At 63.3% G+C, this 22,628-nt stretch carries 21 protein-coding genes; 11 read left to right on the forward strand and 10 right to left on the reverse strand.

Annotated features, from left to right (window positions below; genetic code table 11):
- Positions 1-28: 28 nt before the first annotated feature.
- From UIB01_RS18760 to dadA, 3 genes are all read right to left on the reverse strand, one after another.
- On the reverse strand, positions 29-577 hold the full coding sequence (locus UIB01_RS18760; protein ID WP_038663817.1) for a cupin domain-containing protein: 549 nt from the start codon (positions 575-577) through the stop codon (positions 29-31).
- A gap of 118 nt (positions 578-695) precedes the next feature.
- A complete protein-coding gene (locus UIB01_RS18765) occupies positions 696-1,070 on the reverse strand; it encodes a RidA family protein (protein WP_038663819.1) in 375 nt (124 codons plus the stop codon).
- The gene (gene dadA, locus UIB01_RS18770) at positions 1,045-2,343 is read right to left on the reverse strand and encodes a D-amino acid dehydrogenase (protein WP_038663822.1); all 1,299 of its coding nucleotides are present in this window, start codon (positions 2,341-2,343) and stop codon (positions 1,045-1,047) included. Before dadA ends, UIB01_RS18765 begins: the two co-directional genes overlap by 26 nt.
- A gap of 146 nt (positions 2,344-2,489) precedes the next feature.
- Between dadA and UIB01_RS18775 the strand changes: the two genes are divergently transcribed.
- From UIB01_RS18775 to UIB01_RS18790, 4 genes are all read left to right on the forward strand, one after another.
- Positions 2,490-2,978, forward strand: a complete 489-nt coding sequence (locus tag UIB01_RS18775; protein WP_003295466.1) for an Lrp/AsnC ligand binding domain-containing protein — start codon at positions 2,490-2,492, stop codon at positions 2,976-2,978.
- A 126-nt stretch (positions 2,979-3,104) separates the two neighbouring features.
- On the forward strand, positions 3,105-4,415 hold the full coding sequence (locus tag UIB01_RS18780) for an NAD(P)/FAD-dependent oxidoreductase (RefSeq protein WP_038663827.1): 1,311 nt from the start codon (positions 3,105-3,107) through the stop codon (positions 4,413-4,415).
- Positions 4,416-4,473: 58 nt separating this feature from the next.
- Positions 4,474-6,021, forward strand: coding sequence for a phospholipase D family protein (locus UIB01_RS18785; RefSeq protein WP_038663830.1), 1,548 nt, complete (start codon positions 4,474-4,476; stop codon positions 6,019-6,021).
- Between the two features lie 156 nt (positions 6,022-6,177).
- A complete protein-coding gene (locus tag UIB01_RS18790) occupies positions 6,178-6,915 on the forward strand; it encodes a hypothetical protein (RefSeq protein ID WP_038663833.1) in 738 nt (245 codons plus the stop codon).
- A gap of 6 nt (positions 6,916-6,921) precedes the next feature.
- On the opposite strand, the gene UIB01_RS18795 is transcribed toward UIB01_RS18790, so the two are convergent.
- The 3 genes from UIB01_RS18795 to UIB01_RS18805 form a co-directional block, all read right to left on the reverse strand.
- Positions 6,922-7,446: an Mpo1 family 2-hydroxy fatty acid dioxygenase gene (locus UIB01_RS18795; protein ID WP_038663836.1), complete on the reverse strand. Its 525-nt coding sequence runs from the start codon at positions 7,444-7,446 to the stop codon at positions 6,922-6,924.
- 103 nt (positions 7,447-7,549) lie between these two features.
- Complete coding sequence (locus UIB01_RS18800) at positions 7,550-9,115, reverse strand: methyl-accepting chemotaxis protein (protein WP_038663839.1); 1,566 nt, start codon at positions 9,113-9,115, stop codon at positions 7,550-7,552.
- Between the two features lie 160 nt (positions 9,116-9,275).
- Positions 9,276-10,802, reverse strand: coding sequence for a 3-hydroxyacyl-CoA dehydrogenase (locus tag UIB01_RS18805; RefSeq protein ID WP_038663842.1), 1,527 nt, complete (start codon positions 10,800-10,802; stop codon positions 9,276-9,278).
- Between the two features lie 118 nt (positions 10,803-10,920).
- Here UIB01_RS18805 and UIB01_RS18810 point away from each other — a divergent pair, with 118 nt between their 5' ends.
- Together UIB01_RS18810 and UIB01_RS18815 are read left to right on the forward strand one after the other, a co-directional pair.
- On the forward strand, positions 10,921-11,364 hold the full coding sequence (locus tag UIB01_RS18810) for a PaaI family thioesterase (protein WP_038663845.1): 444 nt from the start codon (positions 10,921-10,923) through the stop codon (positions 11,362-11,364).
- 3 nt (positions 11,365-11,367) lie between these two features.
- Positions 11,368-12,711 (forward strand): hypothetical protein, encoded by a 1,344-nt coding sequence (locus tag UIB01_RS18815; protein ID WP_038663847.1) that lies wholly within the window; start codon positions 11,368-11,370, stop codon positions 12,709-12,711.
- A 3-nt stretch (positions 12,712-12,714) separates the two neighbouring features.
- On the opposite strand, the gene radC is transcribed toward UIB01_RS18815, so the two are convergent.
- Positions 12,715-13,389, reverse strand: a complete 675-nt coding sequence (radC, locus tag UIB01_RS18820; RefSeq protein ID WP_038663850.1) for a RadC family protein — start codon at positions 13,387-13,389, stop codon at positions 12,715-12,717.
- Positions 13,390-13,528: 139 nt separating this feature from the next.
- Here radC and coaBC point away from each other — a divergent pair, with 139 nt between their 5' ends.
- From coaBC to argB, 4 genes are read left to right on the forward strand one after another with little or no spacing between them, the layout of a single operon-like run.
- Positions 13,529-14,737 (forward strand): bifunctional phosphopantothenoylcysteine decarboxylase/phosphopantothenate--cysteine ligase CoaBC, encoded by a 1,209-nt coding sequence (gene coaBC, locus UIB01_RS18825; RefSeq protein WP_038663853.1) that lies wholly within the window; start codon positions 13,529-13,531, stop codon positions 14,735-14,737.
- A gap of 1 nt (position 14,738) precedes the next feature.
- Positions 14,739-15,194: a dUTP diphosphatase gene (dut, locus tag UIB01_RS18830; protein WP_015278462.1), complete on the forward strand. Its 456-nt coding sequence runs from the start codon at positions 14,739-14,741 to the stop codon at positions 15,192-15,194.
- A gap of 40 nt (positions 15,195-15,234) precedes the next feature.
- Positions 15,235-17,808: a phosphomannomutase/phosphoglucomutase gene (locus UIB01_RS23610; protein WP_038663856.1), complete on the forward strand. Its 2,574-nt coding sequence runs from the start codon at positions 15,235-15,237 to the stop codon at positions 17,806-17,808.
- 16 nt (positions 17,809-17,824) lie between these two features.
- Positions 17,825-18,727 (forward strand): acetylglutamate kinase, encoded by a 903-nt coding sequence (gene argB, locus UIB01_RS18840; protein WP_038663859.1) that lies wholly within the window; start codon positions 17,825-17,827, stop codon positions 18,725-18,727.
- Positions 18,728-18,780: 53 nt separating this feature from the next.
- Here argB and UIB01_RS18845 read toward each other — a convergent pair whose 3' ends face one another.
- The 3 genes from UIB01_RS18845 to pyrE form a co-directional block, all read right to left on the reverse strand.
- Positions 18,781-20,256, reverse strand: coding sequence for a DUF3360 family protein (locus UIB01_RS18845; RefSeq protein WP_080695113.1), 1,476 nt, complete (start codon positions 20,254-20,256; stop codon positions 18,781-18,783).
- Positions 20,257-20,457: 201 nt separating this feature from the next.
- A complete protein-coding gene (locus UIB01_RS18850; RefSeq protein ID WP_180983613.1) occupies positions 20,458-21,051 on the reverse strand; it encodes a DUF4124 domain-containing protein in 594 nt (197 codons plus the stop codon).
- A gap of 20 nt (positions 21,052-21,071) precedes the next feature.
- Positions 21,072-21,713, reverse strand: coding sequence for an orotate phosphoribosyltransferase (gene pyrE, locus UIB01_RS18855; RefSeq protein WP_038663862.1), 642 nt, complete (start codon positions 21,711-21,713; stop codon positions 21,072-21,074).
- 85 nt (positions 21,714-21,798) lie between these two features.
- Between pyrE and crc the strand changes: the two genes are divergently transcribed.
- Positions 21,799-22,578, forward strand: a complete 780-nt coding sequence (gene crc / locus UIB01_RS18860; protein WP_038663864.1) for a catabolite repression control protein Crc — start codon at positions 21,799-21,801, stop codon at positions 22,576-22,578.
- Positions 22,579-22,628 lie beyond the last annotated feature (50 nt).

The following is a 22,628-nucleotide window of genomic DNA, read 5'->3' on the forward strand; positions in this document are numbered from 1 at the left end:
CTTTCAAACGAATCGAGGCCAGTGGCTTTTAAAAGTTCGCTGGCGTCGTGGCGCTGATCAACCTGGCTGGCGCATCAAATGGATTGCGAAAACGATGCGGCTTGCTGCTTTCGAAGTAGTAACTGTCACCGCTCTCCAGCACGTACACCTGACCGTTAACGGTCAGCTCCAAGCGGCCTTCGACCAGCATCCCGGCCTCCTCGCCCTGGTGGGCGAGCATGTCCATACCGGTATCCGAGCCAGGCGGATAGGTTTCGGCCAGAAAGGCAATGGCACGCCCGGGATGCGCCTTGCCCACCAGTTTCATGCTCACCGCACCGTCGGATATATCGATCAGCTCGCCAGCCTTGTAGACCACCTGGGTGTCGCTGTCCTGCTCGAAGTCGGGAGAAAAGAACTCCACCAGCGACATGGGAATGCCGCTCAGCACCTTCTTCAGCGAACTGATCGAGGGACTGACGCTGTTCTTTTCGATCATGGAAATGGTGCTGTTGGTAACGCCGGCACGCTTGGCGAGTTCACGCTGGGACAGACCCTTGAGCTTGCGGATGGTTTGCAGTCGAACGCCAACGTCCAATACGGGAGCCCCCTTTCAAGAGCAGTGCGAAGAGGGGGCTATCATGGCAATGGCGTTCAGAATTTACAACACTGCCGCCGAACGGCTCGTCGCCCGGCGCTTGCAGCTCAGCTCGACCTCAGAGCACCGGACCGGCAAGGTCCGGCATGGCGGCGATAACGGTGATCTCCACCCGTACATCCGGGGAATACATCAACGCCTGCACGGTGGTGCGTGCCGGCGCGGTGCCCGGCGCAATCCAAGCGTCCCATACCTCGTTCATCCCGGCGTAATCGGCGGCGATATCCTTCAGGTGAATGGTTGCCGAAAGCAGGCGCGCCTTGCTGGTACCCGCCTCTTCCAGCAAGCGCTCGATGCTCGACAGGGTTTCGTGGGTCTGCTCGCGGATGTCGCCGGTCAGGTCGTCTGCCAGTTGCCCGGAGAGATACACCGCGCCGTTGTGGATCACCGCTTCGCTGTAGCGGGTTTCAGTGTGCAGCCGCCGGATGGGCATGTTTACGAGTCTCCTTGTGCTTGCCGTAACGGAAGATGTCCAGCCCCTCGGTGCTGATCTGCGGACGCTTGGACGCCAGCAAGTCAGCGAGCACACGGCCGGAGCCGCAGGCCATGGTCCACCCGAGGGTGCCATGGCCGGTATTGAGGAACAGGTTGCGATAGGGTGTCGCACCAATGATCGGCGTGCCGTCGGGCGTGGCCGGTCGCAGGCCGGTCCAGAATACCGCGTCGGCCGGATCACCGCCCTGCGGATAGAGATCGCCCACCACCATTTCCAGCGTTTCACGGCGGCGCGGGTTGAGCGATAGATCGTGCCCGGCGATCTCCGCCATACCACCGACGCGGATGCGCTGATCGAAGCGGGTGATGGCGACCTTGTAAGTTTCATCGAGCACGGTCGATTGCGGTGCCATCGCCGGATCGCTGATCGGCACCGTCAGCGAATAGCCCTTGAGCGGGTACACCGGCGCACGAATGCCCAGCGGTTTGAGCATCTGCGGGCTGTAGCTGCCGAGCGCCAGCACGTAGCGGTCAGCGGTTTCCAGCTTGCCGTCGATCCACACCCCGGCCAGCCGATCACCGGCGTAGTCGAGGCGTTGAATATTCTGTTCAAAGCGGAATTCGACCCCGAGGGCTACGGCCATCTCGGCCAGGCGTGAGGTGAACATCTGGCAGTCGCCGGTCTGGTCATTGGGTAGACGCAAGGCTCCGCTGAGCTTGTGCGAAACCTTCGCCAGGGCCGGTTCGACCCGCGCAATGCCCGCTCGATCGAGCAGTTCATAGGGCACACCGGAGCGCTGCAGCACGGCAATGTCCTTGGCGGCAGCATCGAGCTGCGCCTGGGTGCGGAACAGCTGTGTAGTGCCCAGCTGGCGGCCTTCGTAAGCGATGCCGGTTTCCGCGCGCAGCTCGTCGAGGCAATCACGGCTGTATTCGGACAGGCGCACCATGCGCTCCTTGTTCACCGCGTAGCGGGCCGCCGTGCAGTTGCGCAGCATCTGCGCCATCCACAGGTACTGGTCGACGTCACCGGTAAGCTTGATCGCCAAAGGCGCATGGCGCTGCAGCAGCCACTTCATCGCCTTCAGCGGGACGCCGGGCGCAGCCCAGGGCGAGGCGTAGCCAGGCGAAACCTGCCCGGCATTGGCGAAACTGGTCTCCATCGCCACCGCCGGCTGCCGATCGACCACCACCACTTCGAAACCGGCCCGCGCCAGATAATAGGCGCTGGCAGTGCCGACCACGCCGCTACCCAATACCAGTACACGCATTGCAGCCTCCCGCCCGCTCGAACGGACTTTTCCGGATCACTATTGAAACGGAGTATAAAAAGGCGAACGCAGTGTTATTCACCATATAAAAAGCTATCTTTGGCCTTTATTCACGCCAATTGCGCTTTATTCGGAGGGCATATCCCTTGAGAACCCGGCATCAGACACGCCGCGAACTGGACAAGATCGACCGCCATATCCTGCGCATTCTGCAAGCCGAAGGGCGCTTGCCCTTCACCGAGCTGGGCGAGCGTGTCGGCCTGTCCACCACGCCCTGTACCGAGCGAGTGCGCCGGCTGGAACGCGAGGGCATCATCATGGGCTACTCGGCGCGGCTGAATCCGCAACATCTGAAGGCCGGCCTGCTGGTGTTCGTCGAAATCAGCCTGGCGTACAAGTCCGGCGACATCTTCGAGGAATTCCGCCGTGCTGTGCTCAAGCTGCCGCACGTGCTCGAATGCCACTTGGTTTCCGGTGACTTCGATTACCTGGTCAAGGCGCGCATCTCGGAAATGGCCTCCTACCGCAAATTGCTCGGCGACATCCTGCTGAAGCTGCCCCATGTGCGCGAGTCGAAGAGCTATATCGTGATGGAGGAGATTAAGGAGTCGCTTGACCTGCCGGTGCCGGATTAGAGCGGATGGGCCTCGACGATCCCGCCTCGGACGTCGCCAGACCTGAACCGTCGGTCAAGCTTGGCTTTGCCCCGCGATACCGCTCCGGTCTACCCTAGAAGCATGCAGACCTTTCATGACTCCTCAATGAATCACCGCGCATCCGCGCCGAACGACGGCGTACATGCTCCTTCCTACTATGCCGCGACCGTCAATCGCGAGCTCTCCTTTGCGCCATTGCAAGGCGAACAGCGGGCCGACGTTTGCGTCGTCGGTGGCGGCTTCTCGGGCCTCAATACCGCCATCGAACTGGCGGAGCGCGGTCTCAGCGTCGTGCTGCTGGAAGCTCATCGGATTGGCTGGGGCGCCAGCGGCCGCAACGGCGGTCAGCTGATTCGCGGCGTCGGCCATGACGTCGAACAATTCACCAACATCCTCGGTGAGGAAGGTGTCGACGAGCTCAAGCGCATGGGCTTCGAAGCCGTGGACATCGTCCGCCAGCGTATCGAGCGCTACGCCATCGACTGCGATCTGACCTGGGGCTATTGCGACCTCGCGACCAAACCGCGACACCTGAAAGGCTTCGACGAGGAATACTCCGACCTGCTGCGCCTCGGCTATCCGCATCCGCTGCAGCGTGTATCGCGCCCCAACCTGGCCACGGTGGTTGGCTCGCAGCGCTATCTGGGCGGTCTGCTGGACATGGGCTCGGGTCACCTGCATCCGCTGAATTTGGCACTCGGCGAAGCGGCGGCAGCCCAATCACTCGGCGTGCGTCTGTTCGAACAATCCGCTGTCGAGCGCATCGAATATGGCCAGCAGGTGAAAGTCCATACCGCGCAGGGCGTGGTGCACGCGGACAATCTGGTGCTGGCCTGCAACGCCTACCTCAACGGCCTGCAGCCGAAGCTGGCGGGGAAGGTTCTGCCGGCCGGCAGCTACATCATCGCCACCGAGCGACTGCCGGAACCGCTGCAGCGTGAACTGCTGCCGCAGAACATGGCGGTATGCGATCAGCGGGTGGCACTCGACTACTTCCGTCTCAGCGCCGATGGCCGATTGCTGTTCGGCGGTGCCTGCCACTACTCCGGCCGCGATCCGAAAGACATTGCCGCATACATGCAGCCGAAGATGCTCGAGGTCTTCCCGCAGCTGATCGGCATCGGAATCGATTACCAATGGGGCGGCATGATCGGCATCGGGGCCAACCGCCTGCCGCAGATCGGTCGGCTAGCGGAGCATCCCAACGTGTTTTATGCCCAGGCCTATTCTGGCCATGGGCTGAATGCCACGCACCTGGCCGGACGCCTGCTGGCCGAGGCTATCGCCGCGCAGGAAAGCCGCGGCTTCGAGCTGTTCGCCAAGGTACCGCATCCGACCTTCCCCGGCGGACCGGCATTGCGCTCGCCGCTGCTGGCAATGGGCATGCTCTGGTATCGACTGAAGGACCGATTCTGAATTTTCGGACGAAGCGCAACGTCCAAGCAGAATGAAAGGATGCATACCCGGAGAGATCTTGCGCGCTTACCTGACCCTTCTGCTGGTAACACTTGTGGTTGGCTGTGCCAGCCATCCCCAACCGAGTGAGTCCTACTCCGTGGCGCCGGATGCATCGCCGCTCGGACGACGCATCCAGCAGCTCGCTGCGCAGCAGCCGCACGGCTACTCCGGTTATCGTCTGCTAGCGGAAAGCACCGAAGCATTCACCGCGCGCACCGAGATGATTCGCGCGGCACAGCTCAGCCTCGACGTGCAGTACTACATCGTCCATGACGGCATGACCACCCGCGCGCTGATCGACGAGCTGCTGCAGGCCGCCGACCGCGGCGTGCGGGTGCGCCTGCTGCTGGACGACACCACCAGCGACGGGCACGACTACCGCATCGGCACCCTGGCAGCACACCCCAACATCCAGATCCGCGTCTTCAACCCTCTTCATCTCGGGCGCAGCAATGCGGTTACCCGCACCATGGGGCGACTGCTGCACCTGTCGTTGCAGCATCGACGGATGCACAACAAGCTGATGCTGGTCGACGGCAGCCTGGCTATCGTCGGCGGGCGCAACCTGGGCGATGAGTATTTCGATGCCGATCAAGCCTTCAACTTCACCGATATCGACCTGCTTAGTGCCGGCCCGGTGGCCGAGCAGCTGGCGCGCAGTTTCGATGAGTACTGGAACAATCAGCTGAGCGTGCCGATCCAGCGATTTCTCTGGTGGCAGCCGAAACCCAGCGGGCTGGACAAGGCACGCAAACAGCTGCGTGACTACCTGCAGCAGGCCAGGCAGGACAACAGCGAGCAGTATCAGCGGCTGATGCAGTACAAGCAGGATCCGCAACTGCAGCAATGGCTGGACGACCTCATCTGGGCGCCCGGCGAGGCGATGTGGGACGCTCCGGAGAAGCTGCTCGCCGAAGGCATACCGGCCACCTCACTGCTGCTGACGACCCAGCTCGCACCGACCATGCAGACCGTAAGTCGCGAGCTGACCCTGGTTTCCGCCTACTTCGTGCCCACCGACAGCGGCGTGGAGTATCTGGCAGATCGCACTGGCGCAGGCGTCACCGTGCGCATCCTCACCAACTCCCTGGAGGCCACCGACGTCCCGGCCGTGCATGGCGGCTACGCGCCCTATCGCGAGGCCATGCTGGAGCTTGGTGTGCGCCTGTTCGAACTGCGCCGGCAACCGGAGCAGGAGCCGTCCTACAGCTTTCTCGGCGAGTCGGAGTCGAGCCTGCACAGCAAGGCAGCGGTGTTCGACCAGGAAAAGGTATTTGTCGGCTCGTTGAACCTCGACCCTCGTTCCGTGCTGTGGAACAGCGAGGTCGGCGTTCTGGTGGAAAGCCAGGAGCTGGCCCGCGAGGTTCAGCGACTCACGCTGGAGGGTATGTCGCCGGCGCTCAGCTACGAGGTACGCCTGGAGGAGCGCGGCGGCCGCAAGCAGCTGGTATGGATCGCCGAGGATGATGGGCGGTTGCGCGTGATCGATAAGGAACCGGGCGGGCTCTGGCGGCGCTTCAATGCCTGGTTCGCCGAGATCATCGGCCTGGAGAAGATGCTCTAGCGTTTGCCACCGAATACGTCACGTTGGCGCCTCATTGTATTCAATCCTCCACAAATCATTCTTTGGGGTGATACCACTTGGCCAGCCGTCCGTTAGGCTCAGAACGCTGCTGCCACGCACGCATCGCTTCTATAAAAATAAAAAAGGAGCACGACAATGGACCGTTTCACTCGCTTCTGGCTATTGCTGATTCTCGCAATGCTGCCCGGCCTTACCGAGGCGGCTGAGCCGAGCACCCCGCTGCAGAACATGCAGATCCACGCCAACCGCGCCACCAGCAGCCTGCTGCTGTATCGCGGCGAAGGCTTCCAGAAGGCCCACCTGCTGCGTCTGGAGGAAGACATTCGCGCGCTGAACGCGGCCCTGCTCCAAGTCGCCAACCCCACCAGTGCGCTTCGCGAAAGCCATCTGGAACTGCAGACACGCCTGCGCGAAGGCGCGAGCTTTGGCTACAAGGAAGACGACATGCCCTGGGGCTGGCCACTGCAGATGAGCAAGGCGTTACGCGACTTCCTCACTGCCGCTCGCGCGCAGCAGGGCGCCGACGCCCAGGCGGAATTGCCGGCAAAAGTGGAGTACCTGGCCGTTCAATACCTCAGCCGCGCCTATATCGGCTCCTTCGAAATTGCCCGTGAGCAGCCGGAAACCTATCTCGGCCAGGACGAGCGTCACCTGGTGCCCGCCATCGACGCACAGCTAGCCGGTCTGGATGGCAAGCGCGATCCGGCCCTGGCGAAGCTCAAGACCCGCTGGGACTTCCTCAAGGTGGCGCTGGAAGATATGAACAGCGGCAGTAACAATCTCACCACCGCGTCGGGCAGACCTTTCGCGCCGATCATGGTCGACCGTCACGCCCGCAGCCTGAGTGACCAGTGGATGGCCGCCAAACCCTGACCTCTGTCAGCCGTGGGCGGCCGACTCGCGCAGACGCACCGGCCCGACGCGCGCTTCGATGGCGAGGCGCAGCGGCTCGCGCAGGCCGAGCATGAATCCGAGTTCAGCGGCGACGAACAGCGGCCCGATGATCAGCCCGGTTAGGTCATCGACGAAGGCCGGTTTGCGCCCCTCGAAATAATGCCCGACGAACTGGATGACCCAGCCAAGCACGAACAACCCCAGCCCAACACCCAGCCACACTGCCGTCGTCGCACTGGCAAGCCGCGCGCCCAACCAGATGCACAGCAGCAGCACCACGCTCATCAGCAGGCCATAACGCAGATCGAGGCGTAGATAGAACAGCGCCGCGGCGAGCGAGACCAGTGCGGCCGGGCTGAGCCATATTCCGGCCACGTCCATGCCGGGCCGCGACAGCAACACAGCTACCGCCAGCACGATCAGCGGGATGCCGATGAAATGGGTCAGCAGGTTGCGCGGGTCACGATGATAGGCCGCGTACTGTGCCAGGTGATCGGTGAGGGTTTTCATTGGCGGCATCTCCAGAGGTCGCGTCCGCCAAGCTTAGCCGGTCGGTGCGCCGCCGCCCTCGGATGGGCTAGGACGATCGCGCCAACATCAGGATGTGATTGCGCTATTCCTCGGGCCGATAGCCCAATCGCAGCCCGCCCCAATGCCGACCATTGACCATGATCGGTACTGACAGATCGTGCATCAGCTCACCGGTATCGCGGCTGTACGTCTGCAGCAATACCCGGCGCTGATGACTGCCACAGCGTCCACCAGTTCGATCATTGAACAGGCGCTTGCTGCGGCTCTTGACCCGATCGATTTCCGGGTTGCCCACCGGCGGCTGGCTGAAGGCACGGTTGTGCGTCGGCACGTAGCCTTCGGGCGTCGTGGCGATGGCATAGACCAGCGCCGAATGCTGCTGCAGCAGCGGTTCCTGAACCGCCGGCAGCACCTCGTCAGCGTAGCGGTCGAAGCGAGTCTGGTATTTGACCGGATTGGTATTGGGCTGCGCCCGATAATTGCGATCGAACAGGTCATCGAGACTGACGCGTCCGGCGGCAATGTCCGCCTCGAATCGCGCGGCAATCGCTGCCGCCCCTTGGCGAGCCAGGTTGAACATCGCCTGGTGGTAATCGTCGAGCTGAACCTCGGCCAGCTGCTCGCTGGCACTCTCGGCTTGCGCCACCAGCCGTTCCGCGGCCTGTTCGAGCTGCCGGGTCTGCTTTTCGCTGTCCAGCGCGTCGGCGCGCAACTGATCGAGGGCGACGAACTGACCGGTCAGGCGCTGATGGTTGTCGGCGGTGCCAGTGGTGATCTGCTCCACCTGACTTTCGACGCTGCCGGCCAGGCCGGCAATGCCGCTGAGCTGCTCGCCAGTGGCGGCGATCTGTTCGGCAGCAGCGTCCAGTTCGCTGGCCTGACGCTGGATATAGCTGACTACCGCTTCGCTCTGCTGGCGGATGTCGCCGACCATGCGGCCGACTTCCTCGGTAGCGCTGGAAGTGCGCGCCGCCAGACTGCGGACCTCATCGGCCACCACGGCGAAACCGCGCCCGGCCTCACCGGCCCGCGCGGCCTCGATGGCGGCGTTGAGGGCGAGCAGGTTGGTCTGGCTGGCAATGGACTGGATCACGTCGGTGATCCGGCGGATCTCTTCAGTACGCGCGGAGAGCCCGTCGATCAGCTCGCGGCTGGCCTGAGTCTGCGCACTGAGCTGCTGCATGCGCTCGATCGCCTTCTGCAGCTCGGCCTGCCCGGCATCGCTGCGCTGGCGTACCGCCTGCGCGGCGTCCAGCGTATGGCGGGCGCGCTCGGCACTGTCCTGCTCGGTGCTGGCGATGGCCTGTGCACCGTTGGCGATTTCGCTCACCGCCTGCAGTTGCGATTGCAGGCGGCTGGCCAGCTGCTCGGCGCTGTAGGCGACCTGGGCAGCCGACAAGGCGTTGTGACAGGTATTGCGCGAGAGGTTCTTGCTCAGTTCGGCGAAGGCGCGTGGCGTATCGTCAGTGGTCGCGGCGTCGGCATTCGCCGCCAGGGACGCACTGAACCAGGGCCACAGCGCTGCAGCGAGTAACAATATCGCCGTCACTGCCAGCGGCGGGACCAGCCAGTAGTGCACAAGCAACAAAGCTATGATCAACGCGGCGTGAAACGCCACAAGCTTGGGATGGCGGTAGGCGGGGCTCATGGACGGCCTCTTGTTCTTGTCGGATCGATCCGACGTTGTACCCATAGCCCCGGATAAAGAACAGTAGTGCCTTAGTAGCAACGTGCCGTCATCGGAGGCTCACTCCAGGCTTAGCGGCCGCTCCCGCGCAAACTGAAGCCGCCCTCCTCGACCACCGCGATCAACGGGCAATGTCAGGCTGATCAGGTGCGGTCACTGGTAGCGAGAGCTGCACGCGCCGGCGCAACCAGGGGCTCGGGCGATAACGCGCCTCGCCGCCGTAACAGCCTTGCATGTTTTGCAGGATGGCGAGGATTCGTGCGGCGCCGTAGTGCTCGGCAAATCCCACCGGCCCCTTCGGATAGCCCAGCGCCAAAGTGATCGCGCGGTCCAGCGTTTGCGGATCGGCGATGCCCTTCTGGGCGATCTCGCAGCCCAGGTTGACGATGCTTGCCACCACCCGCTGATTGACGAAACCGGGTGAGTCGTTGATCACCTCGACCGGCACGCCATCGTGACTCAGTGCCTGCCGCGCCTGTGCTTCGAGAGCAGGGTCGAGCGCCGGCTGGCGCATCAGCACCCGACGCCGATCGAAATCGGCGAACAGGTCGAAAGCAATACTGCGCGTGGCGGGCAAACCCAACCGAGCGATCATCGTGCTGGCATCCTCGCCTAAAGGGGTGACTAGGCAGATGGCGCGCGACGATGGCCTCTCGCCGGTTTCCAGCTGCGTACCAGCCTCGCACAACAACGCCGCCAGCCAGCCGCGCAATTGGGTATCCTGACTGTCCAGCCAGAACGGGCGCTCGACGGATACCAGCGGCATTGGTGGCTCCGGCGTGCGGATCTGCTGGCCGTTCTCGTAGCGGTAGTAGCCCTGGCCGGTCTTGCGTCCAAGCAAACCGGCGGCGACCCGCTGGGCGGCCTGGTAGGACGGCGTATAGCGCGGGTCCTGATAGAACTGTTGATACACCGACTCCATCACCGCATGGGAAATATCCAGCCCAGTGAGATCGAACAGCTCGAACGGCCCCATGCGAAAGCCCGGCCCGTCGCGCAGGATGCGGTCGATCTGCTCGGCATCGGCGATACCCTCGGCAAGGATGCGCTGCGCCTCGGTGCTGTAGGCGCGGCCGGCGTGGTTGACCAGAAAGCCGGGAGTGTCCGGCGTGATTGCCGGGAAATGCCCGGCCCGTTCGGCCAGCTGTACCAGCCGCTGGATGACCTGCGGATCGCTGCGCTCACCGCGCACCACCTCGACCAGCTTCATCAGCGGCACCGGATTAAAGAAGTGAAAACCCGCCACCCGCTCCGGACGCCGGCAGGCGGCGGCGATGCGCGTGACCGAAAGCGATGAGGTGTTGGTCGCCAGCACCGCGTCCTCGGCGAGCAAGGACTCCAGCTCGATGAACAACGCCTGCTTGGCCTCGAGATTCTCGACGATCGCCTCGATCACCAGATCGCAGCCTGACAGATCAGCCAGCGCGGGTGCCGCCTGCATGCGGGGCAACGTGGCGTCCAGCTCGGCGACGCTCAGCCGCCCCTTGGCCACGCCGCGTTCGAGCAGTTCGCGGTTGAAGCGCAGTGCCTCGCTGATCGACTCGCTGCGCGCATCGTGCAACCACACCTGCTTGCCGGCGCTGGCGAACAATTGCGCGATCCCGCGACCCATGGCGCCCGCGCCGACGATACCGATACGCTCAAACATGCAAACCTCCTCACGAGCAACGCGATATTTCGCAGTGCGGAACAAGATTCCATCGAATTGACCGTGAGCGTAAAGACTGCCAATCTCCAGTGCAAGTCAGCCGCCGAACCGCTCGTTCATGTCCGATCAGTCCTATCCCGCCGCCACGCTGCAACAGGTAGAAAGCTCGTTGACCGGGTTCTTCCAGGACCTGGGTTGCCAGCTCAAGGAGTACGGCCCGGAGTGCGTGGTGGTCGAACTGCTGTTGTTGCCGCGCCACCTGAACAACGCCAGCAACCTGCACGGCGGCGTCACGGCGACCCTGCTGGACGTGGCGATGGGGCTCTGCGGAACCTGGGTCGAACAGCCGGAACAGCGCCGCGTGGCGACCACGCTGTCGATGAACGTGAACTTCAGCGCACCGGCTCCAGCCGGTAGCCGCATCCGTGCTGTCGCTGTCTGCCGCTCCGCGGGGCACAAGGTGTTCATGGCCAGCTGCGACCTGCTGGACGAGAAGGACCAGTTGCTGGCCTTCGGCGAAGGCGTATACAAGCGCGGCAAACTGCGCAGCGAGCTGCCCTGAGCGATGCTTGCCCTGCTCCCGCTGGCGCTCGTCTGCGAGCTGTTCGCGCTGGTCACGCGCCTGCCGCTGCTGAGCGTGGTCAGCGGTGCGCTGCTGGTGCTTTTCTTCGCCTGGCACTGGCGCTCGCTGATGCCCTATCCGCGCCGGCTCGGGCTGGTCACGCTGGGGCTGTTCGCCTACTGGGCACTGCTCCGTGACCCCGACTGGCAGCAGGTCCAGCGGATGCTCTCCGCCGCGGCCTACTACGGCGCTTTCATCGGCGCCCTCGGGCTTGCCCATTGCGCGGTCAAGCGAATGCCACAGCTCGGCGAGCTGCATCGACTCCTACTGCGGCTACCCCGTACCAGCCTCTACCCGAGCTATCTGTTCAGCACCTTCGCGATCAGCTCGGTGCTGAGCTTCGGCATGCTCAATCTGGTCTGCGGTTCACTGGAACGTTATCTGGATCGGCAGCCGTATAGCCCGACCCAGCGCCGCGAGGGCGCCAGGGGCGTAATGGTGACGGCCCTGCGCGGCTTCGCCCTGGTGCCCTTGCTGGCACCGACCAGCGTGGCGGTGGCGATCCTCACCCGCGAGTTGCCGGGACTGAGCTGGAGCGCCCTGCTGCCATTCGGCCTGCTCTGCGGGGCTATCCTGCTGCTGGTGGGCTGGCCGATGGAAAACCATCGTCTGCAGCAGTTGCGGGAGACCGATGCCCCGGCAAGCGGCTCGAGCGTTACCGGGCCGGCAAAGGGGCTGCGTAACCTGCTGTACGCCAGCCTGCTCGGCATCCTGCTGATCGCCCTGCTGGCCAGCCTGACGCCGCTATCGGCAACCCAGGCCGCCATGCTGCTGGTGCCGCTCGCGGTGGTCGGCCTGCTGCTGTATCAGGGTGGATCGCCGACAACGGTCTATGCCGAGGTACGCGACACCCTCGCTGGCATGCGCAACGAGACCTTCATCTTCGCCTGCTCGGCACTGCTTGGCGGGCTTACGGCCGTGCTGATCCCGGTCGAACGACTCGCCAGCCACTTCAGCAGCACACCGTTGGCACTCTTCGGTCTCGGCAGTGCCGGCATGCTGGCGATCATCGCCCTGGCCCTGCTCGGTGTCGCGCCGATCATCTCGCTGAGCCTGTGCGCCGCATTGCTGGCGCAGCTGGCCGGGCATGGGGTGGCGATCATGCAGCCTGCAGTGGCGTTGCTGGTCGGCTTCTCGCTGGCCATGTTGCTCTCGCCCTACGGCCCGTCGGCGCTGATGCTGGCGCGCCACGCGCAATTGTCGCCGTGGCGCATCGCCTTCGGTTGGAACGGCCGTTTCGTGCTGCTGGTGCTCGGCCCGCTGCTGGTGGTGCCGTTGCTGGCGTAGCGTTCACATCCAGCCGTATTCGGCCATCGACAGCGGCTCGCCGTCACCGACGATGAAGTGATCGAGCACCCGCACATCGATCAGCGCCAGCGCTTCTTTCAGCCGCTGGGTCAGCTGGCGGTCGGCCTGGCTCGGCTCGGCCACGCCCGATGGGTGGTTGTGGGTGAGGATGACCGCGGCCGCATTCTGCGCAAGGGCGCGCTTGACCACCTGCCGTGGGTAGACGCTGGCGCCATCGATGGTGCCGTGGAACAGCACTTCGAACGCCAGTACGCGATGCTTGGAGTCGAGAAACAGGCAGCCAAACAGCTCATGCGGCTCGTGACGCAGGCGCGCCTTGAGATAGTCGCGCACCGCCTGGGGCGACTCCAGCGCCGAATCGCGCCGCAACCGTTCGGCCAGATGCCGGCGACCCATCTCCAGCACGGCCTGCAGCTGAGCGAATTTCGCCGGCCCCAGGCCCAGGTGCGCGCTGAACTGATCGAGCTCCGCCTCCAACAACGCCCGCAGGCTGCCGAACTCGGCGAGCAGATGGCGGGCGAGGTCCACCGCGCTTTTGCCGGCGACCCCGGTGCGCAGGAATATCGCCAGCAATTCGGCGTCGGAAAGCGCGGCTGCGCCCTGTTCGAGTAGCTTTTCCCGCGGCCTCTCTGCCGCCGGCCAGTCACGTATGCTCATGTCCTCTCCCTGTCGAGCAAGCCCACTTTTCCGCTGTGGGCGCTGTGCTATCTTAGCCCGTCATTTTTCCGGGGTATCGGGCCAGTTCTGACCTGGTTCTCACTCCGGGCACTCCCTACAAAGTCAACAAGGCAGGCCTATGCAGCGGCTGTATCGTAAACGCATCGTCCTGGGCGTCGGCGGCGGCATTGCCGCCTACAAGAGCGCCGAACTGGTCCGCCGCTTGCGCGACCACGGCGCTGAAGTCCGGGTGGTGATGACCCAGGGCGGGCGCGAATTCATCACGCCGCTCACCCTGCAGGCGCTCTCCGGCCATCCGGTTCATCTCGATCTGCTTGACCCCGCGGCGGAAGCGGCGATGGGGCATATCGAGCTGGCGCGCTGGGCCGATCTGGTATTGATCGCGCCGGCCACGGCCGACCTCATGGCCCGCCTCGCTCAGGGCGTCGCCAATGACCTGCTGACCACCGTGGTGCTGGCGACCAATGCCCCCGTCGCACTGGCGCCGGCGATGAACCAGGCGATGTGGGCCGATCCGGCCACTCAGGCCAATCGCGAATTGCTGTTGGAGCGCGGTATCCGCCTGTTCGGCCCCGGCTCCGGCAGCCAGGCCTGTGGCGATGTCGGCATGGGCCGCATGCTCGAGGCCGACGAACTCGCTCAGGCCGCCGCGGACTGCTTCGCGACCGGGCTGCTGACGGGCAAGCACCTGCTGATCACTGCCGGGCCGACCCAGGAAAACATCGATCCGGTGCGTTACATCACCAATCACAGCTCCGGCAAGATGGGCTTCGCCCTGGCCGAAGCCGCCGCCGAAGCCGGTGCGCGGGTCACGCTGGTTACCGGCCCGGTGTTCCTGCCGACGCCCGATCGGGTGCAGCGCATCGACGTGGTCAGCGCCCGCGACATGCTCGCCGCGTGCGAGGCCGCGATGCCCTGCGACATCCTCATTGCTGCAGCTGCCGTCGCCGACTACCGCCCGGAAGTGGTGGCACCGCACAAGCTGAAGAAAGACCCCACGACCGGTGACGGGCTCTTGCTGCAGATGGTGCGCAACCCAGACATTCTCGCCACGCTGGCCAGCCGCGCGGACCGCCCGTTCTGCGTCGGTTTCGCCGCGGAAACCGAGAACCTGCTGGAGTACGCCACGCGCAAGCTACGCGACAAGAACCTCGACCTGATCGTCGCCAACGACGTGGCCAACCCCAGCATCGGCTTCAACAGCGAAGATAACGCGGTCAGCGTGATCGATCGCCAGCAACACGAAACCCGCTTCGGCCAGGCCAGCAAGGGACATATCGCCCGCGCGCTGGTGGCCTTTATCGCCGACCGCTACAAAGAGTCCTGACATGCACGCACTTCAAGCCAAGATTCTCGACCCTCGCCTCGGCCAGGACTTCCCGCTTCCCGAATATGCGACACCGGGCTCTGCCGGCCTCGACCTGCGCGCCATGCTGCAGCAGGACACCGTCCTCGAGCCGGGACAGACGCTGCTGATCCCCACCGGTCTTGCCATCCACATCGGCGACCCGGGACTCGCGGCGCTGATCCTGCCGCGTTCGGGCCTGGGCCATAAGCACGGCATCGTGCTCGGCAACCTGGTCGGATTGATCGACTCGGATTACCAGGGCGAGCTGATGGTGTCCTGCTGGAACCGCGGCCAGAGTGCCTTCACCATCGCCGTCGGCGAACGCATTGCGCAGCTGATGCTGGTGCCGGTGGTACAGGCCCGCTTCGAACTGGTCGACAGCTTTGACAGCAGTGATCGTGGCGCCGGCGGCTTCGGACACTCCGGCAGCCACTGAGTACACATCGCTTACCTTTCAGGATGATTCGAGGAGCTTCATGGCACTCTTCAAGCGCACCGCCAAGGATTCAGGCGTACTGAACCCGACCGACACCCGCAGCAAGCGCGGCGGTTTTCCCCTCAAGCCATTGCTCGGCGGCCTCGCAGCCAGCCTGATCGGGCTCGGGGCAGCTGCCGCACTGCTCTGGGTCGGCCTGCAGAACGCGCAACAGCAACAGCAGACGCAACTTGCCCAGGCCTGGGGCCAGAGCCAGGCCAGCACGCTGCAGCAGGCACTACGACAACTACGTGCCGACACTGAGACCACAGTGAGCCGCCAGCAACTGGTCGACGTGCTGCGCGGCGATGCCGAGCGCAGACGTGCAGTCGAGGAGCGTCTGCTAGAGCTGCCCGGCGTCGTCGATACCCATCTGAACATCCGCGGCAGAGCCGCGCCAGACACGAGCCGCCCAGGCCCGCTGAACTTTGCCGCGCTGGACCTGCTGCAGCGCGCCGAAGCCGGCCAATCACCCGCACCGGAAGCCTACAAGGTCGGGGATCGCTGGCTGCTCTACAGCGCCGTGCCACTGCGCGCGGAAGGACAACAGGCGATACGCGGCACGCTGCTGCTGGTAACGGACCTCGAACGCCTCTTCGCCGGTCTCCCAACGCTGCCGGCCGGAGCCGGGCAACTGCGGCTGAGCCAGCAGTTCGCTGGCGCACCGGAACAAGTACTGCTGCAACGTGGCGTGCCGGCGGATGGCGCCGCTGCGCAAACGCTCGCCAGTGGCAACGCCAACTGGAAACTGGTCTACATCCCCGGTAGCGAAGCGGGACAGGCAACGCTTGCGCCGATATTTCTGATAGGCGCTGCATTGCTGGCCCTCGCCGGCATGCTGATCGGCCTGCAGCTGGTACTTGGCGGCCAGCAGCGCAGGCTGCGCGAAGACGTAATGCAGATCAGCCGTCTGTTGCAGGAACTCTCCACCGGCAGGACCATCCAAGTACCGGCCCTGAGCCTGCCGGTCCTCGACGCACTGGCCAGGAACATGGTCCGACTGCCCGTCCGCGCCGCCGGACCGGCCCCGACCCAGGCACCCGCCGCGGCTCCAGCCGTTCGGCCCGCCAAACCTACCGAGTACGTCGATCCGCGCTTGCCGGACACCGATATTCTCGACATCGATATTCTCGACGAGGACCAGGATATCTTCGGCCTCGACACCAAGGAGCGAGAAACCGCAATGAGCAGCGCCAAAGCCCCGAATCTGCCCGCCAGTATCTTCCGCGCCTACGACATCCGCGGCGTTGTCGGCGACAGCCTGACCACCGAAACCGCCTACTGGGTCGGCCGCGCCATCGGCTCCGAGAGCCTGGCCAAGGGTGAACCCAACGTTTCGGTCGGCCGCGATGGGCGACTGTCCGGTCCCGAACTGGTCCAGCACCTCATTCAAGGCCTGCTCGACAGCGGTTGTGATGTCAGTGATATCGGCATGGTGCCGACCCCGGTGCTCTATTACGCAGCCAACATCCTCGCCGGCAAGTCAGGGGTGATGCTCACCGGCAGCCACAACCCGCCGGATTACAACGGCTTCAAGATCGTCATTGCCGGGGACACCCTGGCCAACGAGCAGATCCAGACCCTGCGCAAGCGCATCGAGACCAACGATCTGTCCAGCGGTGTCGGCAAGGTCGAGCAAATCGATGTGCTCGAGCGTTATTTCCAGCAGATTCGCAGCGATATCGCCATGGCCAAACCAATGAAGGTGGTGGTCGACTGCGGCAACGGCGTCGCTGGCGTCATTGCGCCACGCATGATCGAAGCGCTGGGCTGCACCGTGATTCCGCTGTACTGCGACGTCGACGGCAACTTCCCCAACCACCATCCGGACCCGGGCAAGCCCGAGAACCTGGTCGACCTGATCGCCAAGGTGAAATCCGAGAACGCCGATCTGGGCCTGGCCTTCGACGGCGACGGCGACCGCGTCGGCGTGGTGACCAACGCCGGCACCATGATCTACCCGGACCGCCTGCTGATGCTGTTCGCCAAGGATGTCGTTTCGCGCAACCCTGGCGCCGACATCATCTTCGACGTCAAATGCACCCGTCGCCTGACCCCGCTGATCAGCGGTTACGGCGGCCGCCCGGTGATGTGGAAGACTGGTCACTCGCTGATCAAGAAGAAGATGAAGGAATCCGGCGCGCTGCTGGCTGGCGAAATGAGCGGTCATATCTTCTTCAAGGAACGCTGGTTCGGCTTCGACGACGGCATCTACAGCGCCGCGCGCCTGCTGGAAATCCTCAGTCAGGACAAGCGTGACGCCGAGCAGGTGTTCGCTGCGTTCCCCTGCGATATCTCAACACCGGAGATCAACATCACGGTGACAGAGGAAAGCAAATTCACCATCATGGACGCCCTGCAACGCGACGCTCAGTGGGGCGAGGCCAACCTCATCACCCTCGACGGTGTGCGGGTCGACTATCCCAAGGGCTGGGGCCTGATTCGCGCCTCGAACACAACGCCGGTACTGGTGCTGCGCTTCGAAGCGGATAGCGAAGAAGAACTCAGCCGCATCCAGGGCGTCTTCCGCGGCCAACTGCTCAACGTTGCACCCGACCTCAAACTGCCGTTCTGATTTTGCGGAGCCCTGCATGACCCTCAGCCGTGAAGCTGCCACCCAATTCGCCAAGGTACTTTCCGAGGCGCTGCCCTATATCCGCCGCTTCGTCGGCAAGACGCTGGTCATCAAGTACGGCGGCAATGCGATGGAAAGTGAGGAGCTGAAGACCGGCTTCGCTCGCGATATTGTGCTGATGAAGGCGGTGGGCATTAACCCGGTGGTTGTGCACGGCGGCGGTCCGCAAATCGGCGATCTGCTCAAGCGTCTGAACATCGAAAGCCATTTCATCGACGGCATGCGGGTCACCGACAGCCAGACCATGGATGTGGTGGAGATGGTCCTTGGCGGCCAGGTCAACAAGAGCATCGTCAGCCTAATCAACCAGCATGGCGGCAGCGCCATCGGCCTGACCGGCAAGGATGCCGGCCTGATCCGCGCCAAGAAGCTCAAGGCGACCCGTCAGACACCGGAGATGACCAAGCCGGAAATCATCGACATCGGCCATGTCGGCGAAGTCACCGGGGTCAATGCCGAGCTGCTGGAGATGCTGGTGCAGGGCAACTTCATCCCTGTCATCGCACCGATCGGCGTGGGCGAGAATGGCGAGTCCTACAACATCAACGCCGACCTGGTTGCTGGCAAGGTCGCCGAAGCGTTGAAAGCCGAGAAGCTGATGCTGCTGACCAACATCGCCGGCCTGATGGACAAGCAGGGCAACGTACTGACCGGACTGTCCACTGCGCAAGTCGACGCGCTGATCGCTGATGGCACCATCTACGGCGGCATGCTGCCGAAGATCCGCTGCGCTTTGGAAGCGGTACAGGGCGGCGTCAACAGTGCGCACATCATCGATGGTCGCGTGCCTAACGCGGTGCTGCTGGAGATCTTCACCGACGTAGGCGTCGGGACGCTGATCACCAACAGTCAGGGCTGATAACAGCGCAATGAAAAAGGGGAGCCGAGGCTCCCCTTTTTCATGGTCGAACGTCAGAGATCGATGCGGAACGACTCAAGCATCGCCGGAATGCCGGGGAACATGCCGATGCCCAGCATTACCGCGCAGAGTACGATGAATACGATCGTCGGGATCACCCAGCGGTGCAGGTGGCTCAGGGATTGGCCGCGCTCCTTGTCACCGATCAGCCCGAGGTTGTCGAGCAGCACCGTCAGCGACCAGCCAAACACCGGGTTCACCAGCGCCGAGGAAAAGATCACGATCGCTGCTGACTGCGAGGTTTTGCCTTCGCGAGTCATCTGCATACCGGCTTCCAGCAGCGGTAGGAACACCCCGACCATCAACGCTACGCTGAGCACCGGTGGCCAGATCGCCAGATCCATCGGATAACCCCACAACGCCGCGACCACGCAGAGCAGGCCCGTGAGCAGCGCGCCCGCGGGAATCGGCCGCTTGGCAATGGCCGCTGGGACCATGAAGGTGCCCCAGGACGAGGCCAGGTTGCCACCGCCCAACGAGGTGCCGACGATCTGCCGCGCCGCAGCGACGCACATGGTGTCGTCGATGTTCATCAGCACCTTCTTTGCCTTCGGCGGATAGTTGAGCTGCTGAAACACGCGGTGACCGAGGAAGTCCGGCGACCACATCGCCACGGCCAGCACGGCAAAAGGGGCGACCGCGATGAAGTGGTGCAGGTCCGGCAGGCCGATCTGCCAACCAGTGGTTTCACCCCACCAGTACGTCGGATTCAGGTTCGGCACGCCTGGCTCGGTGGTGAACTCGAACGGAGCCCCCATCAGGAAAGCGATCAGCGCAGCCAACGCCGAGCCCAGCGGAATCGCCAGCCAGCGCATGCGGATATGCTCGAGATAGGCGTACATGACAATGGTGGCGAACACCACGACGAAGGCGATGTAGCCCATGTCGAAGCTGTCCGCCCAGCCGAAGAGCTTCTTGATCTGCGAGGTGATTCCGATAAAGCCCAGATAGAGCAGCAGGCCACCGCACACCCCATCGCTGGTCAGCCGCGCCAACAGACTGCCGCCTTTGAAGACACCTAGCGTGAAGCCGAGCACGCCGACCATGATACCCAGTGCCATCGGGTGCCCACCCGACGCCACGATCAACGGAATCAACGGAATCAGCGGGCCGTGGGTTCCGGCCAGGTTGGCCGTTGGATTGAGAAAGCCAGAGAACAGCACCACGAAGAGCACTGCCGCAATCAACATCTCGTAGCGAGCATTCTCGATGACGAACTCATTGGACAGCCCCATCGGGCCGGCAAACGCGGCAACGACTGCAGCGACCATGACGATCTTGCCGATGGTCGCCGCCATGGCCGGCACCCAGTCTTCGTACTCGAAACGATAGTCACGAAACGGCAGGTTTATGCCCCAGCGTTTCGGCGCCATGATCTCCAGTTCGTGCTCGAGGTACTCAGAGCGCGTCGCGAAATTTCCTTTCGGCTTGTGAAGCTCCTGATAACTGCGTAGGTCCCTATCATTCATGCTAGTCAGCCATACCGAAAAATTTGCGCAACGGTACAGACTGCCCCTCCTGAACTCATCCCTACCTTGAAACTATTGAGATAGAGCGGCCGTTATGATAGCAAGCAAGCTACGCATTAGGCCGGCGAGGCGGCAATTGGCCACAATTGAGGCAAGCTGACTCCTAGACGTCAGGGTGGGAGGGGTGAAACAGCGTTACGCTTACCTAGCCTGACCGAGCAGTTCTGCGACCCGCTGGCGGTCATCGGCGAAGCTAACCTCGGCATCGGCGCGCGCCTTCTCGAAGCGCTGAAGGTCACGCAGCAAGCTCTGCTCCTCCTTTTCGAGATTCGATATCTGCGCCATCAGGTTGGCGGGCACCTTACGACCGGCCCGCTCATGATTGGCTGCCTGCTTCTGCAGACTGCTGCGCTGATTCCGAATTGACTGCAGATTTCCCTGAGACAGGCCAATCACACTGTCCAACTCGGAGAGTTTGCGCGCTTCGGCGCGTTCCACGTCCTCGACACTGGCGTACAGGCGAAGCAACTGAGCATCCGAGGCGTCACGCGCCTTCTGAGCCTGTAGGCGGGCGAACTCCTCGGCAGTCGGTGCCGGCGGCACCTCACGCACCACCCGGCCCTGCTCATTGAGCACTTGGTAGCCTCGCGAGATATGCTGCGGTGGTACCCCATGGCGATCGAGCACAACCACCCCGCGCTCGTCCACATAGCGATACAACTCGGCAGCCGAGGCCAATACCGGACATATGACGCTCAGCAGGAGCAGCGTACGAACGGCTACCGGAATGCGCATGAATGAATACCTATCCTGGCTCAGATTCCATACTGCTCGCGGTAGGCTTGTACCGCCGGCAGGTGTTGTTTTAGTTGAACGTCGTCGGCGAGATATTCCAGCACTTGCTCCAGAGACACAATACTGATTACCGGCATTCGATAATCACGTTCAACTTCTTGGATCGCCGACAGCTCGCCCTGCCCTCTTTCCTGCCGATTCAGCGCGATGAGCACGCCGGCCGCTTCTGCATTCTGCGCCCGGATGATCTGCATTACTTCGCGAATGGCGGTTCCTGCGGTGATCACATCGTCGACGATCAGCACGCGCCCGGTCAGCGGGGCGCCGACCAGGGTGCCACCCTCACCGTGATCCTTGGCCTCCTTGCGGTTGAAGCACCAGGGCAGATCGCGCTGATGTTGCTCGGCAAGCGCGATGGCCGTAGCCGCGCCCAGCGGAATGCCCTTGTAGGCCGGACCGAAGATGACATCGAATTCCAGGCCACTTTGCATGACCGCCGAAGCGTAGAAGCGCCCGAGCTGGGCCAGTGCACTACCGCTGTTGAACAGGCCGGCATTGAAGAAATAAGGGCTGGTGCGGCCCGACTTGAGAGTGAACTCACCGAAACGCAGAACGCCGCGCTCGATGGCGAAGCGGATGAACTCGCGCTGGTACGCCTGCATGAAGAAATTTCCCGGAAAACCACTGTTTTAGCTAATTGCGAAGAGCTTGGGTTATCATACACGCACGTGTTTTTAGGGGCCATTTATGCGGATCATCAGTGTCAACGTGAATGGCATTCAAGCGGCGGCACAGCGAGGATTGCTCAGCTGGCTGCAAGCGCAGAATGCCGATGTCATCTGCCTGCAGGATACCAGCGCCTCTGCCTTGGAACTCGACGATCCGGCCTACCAGCTGGACGGTTATTTTCTTTATGCCTGCGATGCCGAGATTCCGGAGCAGGGAGGCGTGGCGCTCTACTCCAGACTGCAGCCAAAGGCCGTTATCACCGGACTGGGTTTCGAAACGGCGGATCGTTACGGCCGCTACCTGCAGGCCGACTTCGATAAGGTCAGCATTGCCAGCCTGCTGGTGCCTTCGGGCCATGGCGGCGACGCCAATCTGAACCACAAGCTCAAGTTCATGGACGAGTTCGCGCATTATCTGGACAAGCAGCGCCGCAAGCGCCGAGAGTACATCTATTGCGGCTCTCTGTATGTTGCGCATCAGAAGCTGGACGTGAAGAACTGGCGCGACTGCCAGCAGGATCCGGGCTTCCTTGCGCCGGAACGCGCCTGGCTGGACGAGATCTTCGGCAACATGGGCTATATCGATGCTCTGCGCGAGGTCAATCGCGAAGGTGACCTGTTCAGCTGGTGGCCGGATACCGAACAGGCTGAGATGCTGAACCTCGGCTGGCGCTTCGATTACCAGATACTCACGTCCGGCCTGCGCCGCTTCGTGCGCAGCGCGCGCCTGCCACGTCAGCCGCGCTTCTCGCAGCACGCGCCGCTGATTGTCGATTACGACTGGACGCTGAGCCTGTAAGCCCGCATTGGCGACCGACGCGAAATGTGTCGGCCGCCGCTCAGGTGTCA

Source organism: Stutzerimonas decontaminans (assembly GCF_000661915.1).
Taxonomy (GTDB): Bacteria; Pseudomonadota; Gammaproteobacteria; order Pseudomonadales; family Pseudomonadaceae; genus Stutzerimonas; species Stutzerimonas decontaminans.

Coding starts and splice junctions, on each gene's coding strand:
- UIB01_RS18765 (WP_038663819.1), bottom strand. CDS start 1,070: ATGCCCATCCGGCGGCTGCACACTGAAACCCGCTACAGCGAAGCGGTG.
- dadA (WP_038663822.1), bottom strand. CDS start 2,343: ATGCGTGTACTGGTATTGGGTAGCGGCGTGGTCGGCACTGCCAGCGCC.
- UIB01_RS18780 (WP_038663827.1), top strand. CDS start 3,105: ATGAATCACCGCGCATCCGCGCCGAACGACGGCGTACATGCTCCTTCC.
- UIB01_RS18790 (WP_038663833.1), top strand. CDS start 6,178: ATGGACCGTTTCACTCGCTTCTGGCTATTGCTGATTCTCGCAATGCTG.
- UIB01_RS18795 (WP_038663836.1), bottom strand. CDS start 7,446: ATGAAAACCCTCACCGATCACCTGGCACAGTACGCGGCCTATCATCGT.
- UIB01_RS18800 (WP_038663839.1), bottom strand. CDS start 9,115: ATGAGCCCCGCCTACCGCCATCCCAAGCTTGTGGCGTTTCACGCCGCG.
- UIB01_RS18805 (WP_038663842.1), bottom strand. CDS start 10,802: ATGTTTGAGCGTATCGGTATCGTCGGCGCGGGCGCCATGGGTCGCGGG.
- UIB01_RS18810 (WP_038663845.1), top strand. CDS start 10,921: ATGTCCGATCAGTCCTATCCCGCCGCCACGCTGCAACAGGTAGAAAGC.
- UIB01_RS18815 (WP_038663847.1), top strand. CDS start 11,368: ATGCTTGCCCTGCTCCCGCTGGCGCTCGTCTGCGAGCTGTTCGCGCTG.
- radC (WP_038663850.1), bottom strand. CDS start 13,389: ATGAGCATACGTGACTGGCCGGCGGCAGAGAGGCCGCGGGAAAAGCTA.
- coaBC (WP_038663853.1), top strand. CDS start 13,529: ATGCAGCGGCTGTATCGTAAACGCATCGTCCTGGGCGTCGGCGGCGGC.
- dut (WP_015278462.1), top strand. CDS start 14,739: ATGCACGCACTTCAAGCCAAGATTCTCGACCCTCGCCTCGGCCAGGAC.
- UIB01_RS23610 (WP_038663856.1), top strand. CDS start 15,235: ATGGCACTCTTCAAGCGCACCGCCAAGGATTCAGGCGTACTGAACCCG.
- argB (WP_038663859.1), top strand. CDS start 17,825: ATGACCCTCAGCCGTGAAGCTGCCACCCAATTCGCCAAGGTACTTTCC.
- UIB01_RS18845 (WP_080695113.1), bottom strand. CDS start 20,256: ATGAATGATAGGGACCTACGCAGTTATCAGGAGCTTCACAAGCCGAAA.
- UIB01_RS18850 (WP_180983613.1), bottom strand. CDS start 21,051: ATGCGCATTCCGGTAGCCGTTCGTACGCTGCTCCTGCTGAGCGTCATA.
- pyrE (WP_038663862.1), bottom strand. CDS start 21,713: ATGCAGGCGTACCAGCGCGAGTTCATCCGCTTCGCCATCGAGCGCGGC.
- crc (WP_038663864.1), top strand. CDS start 21,799: ATGCGGATCATCAGTGTCAACGTGAATGGCATTCAAGCGGCGGCACAG.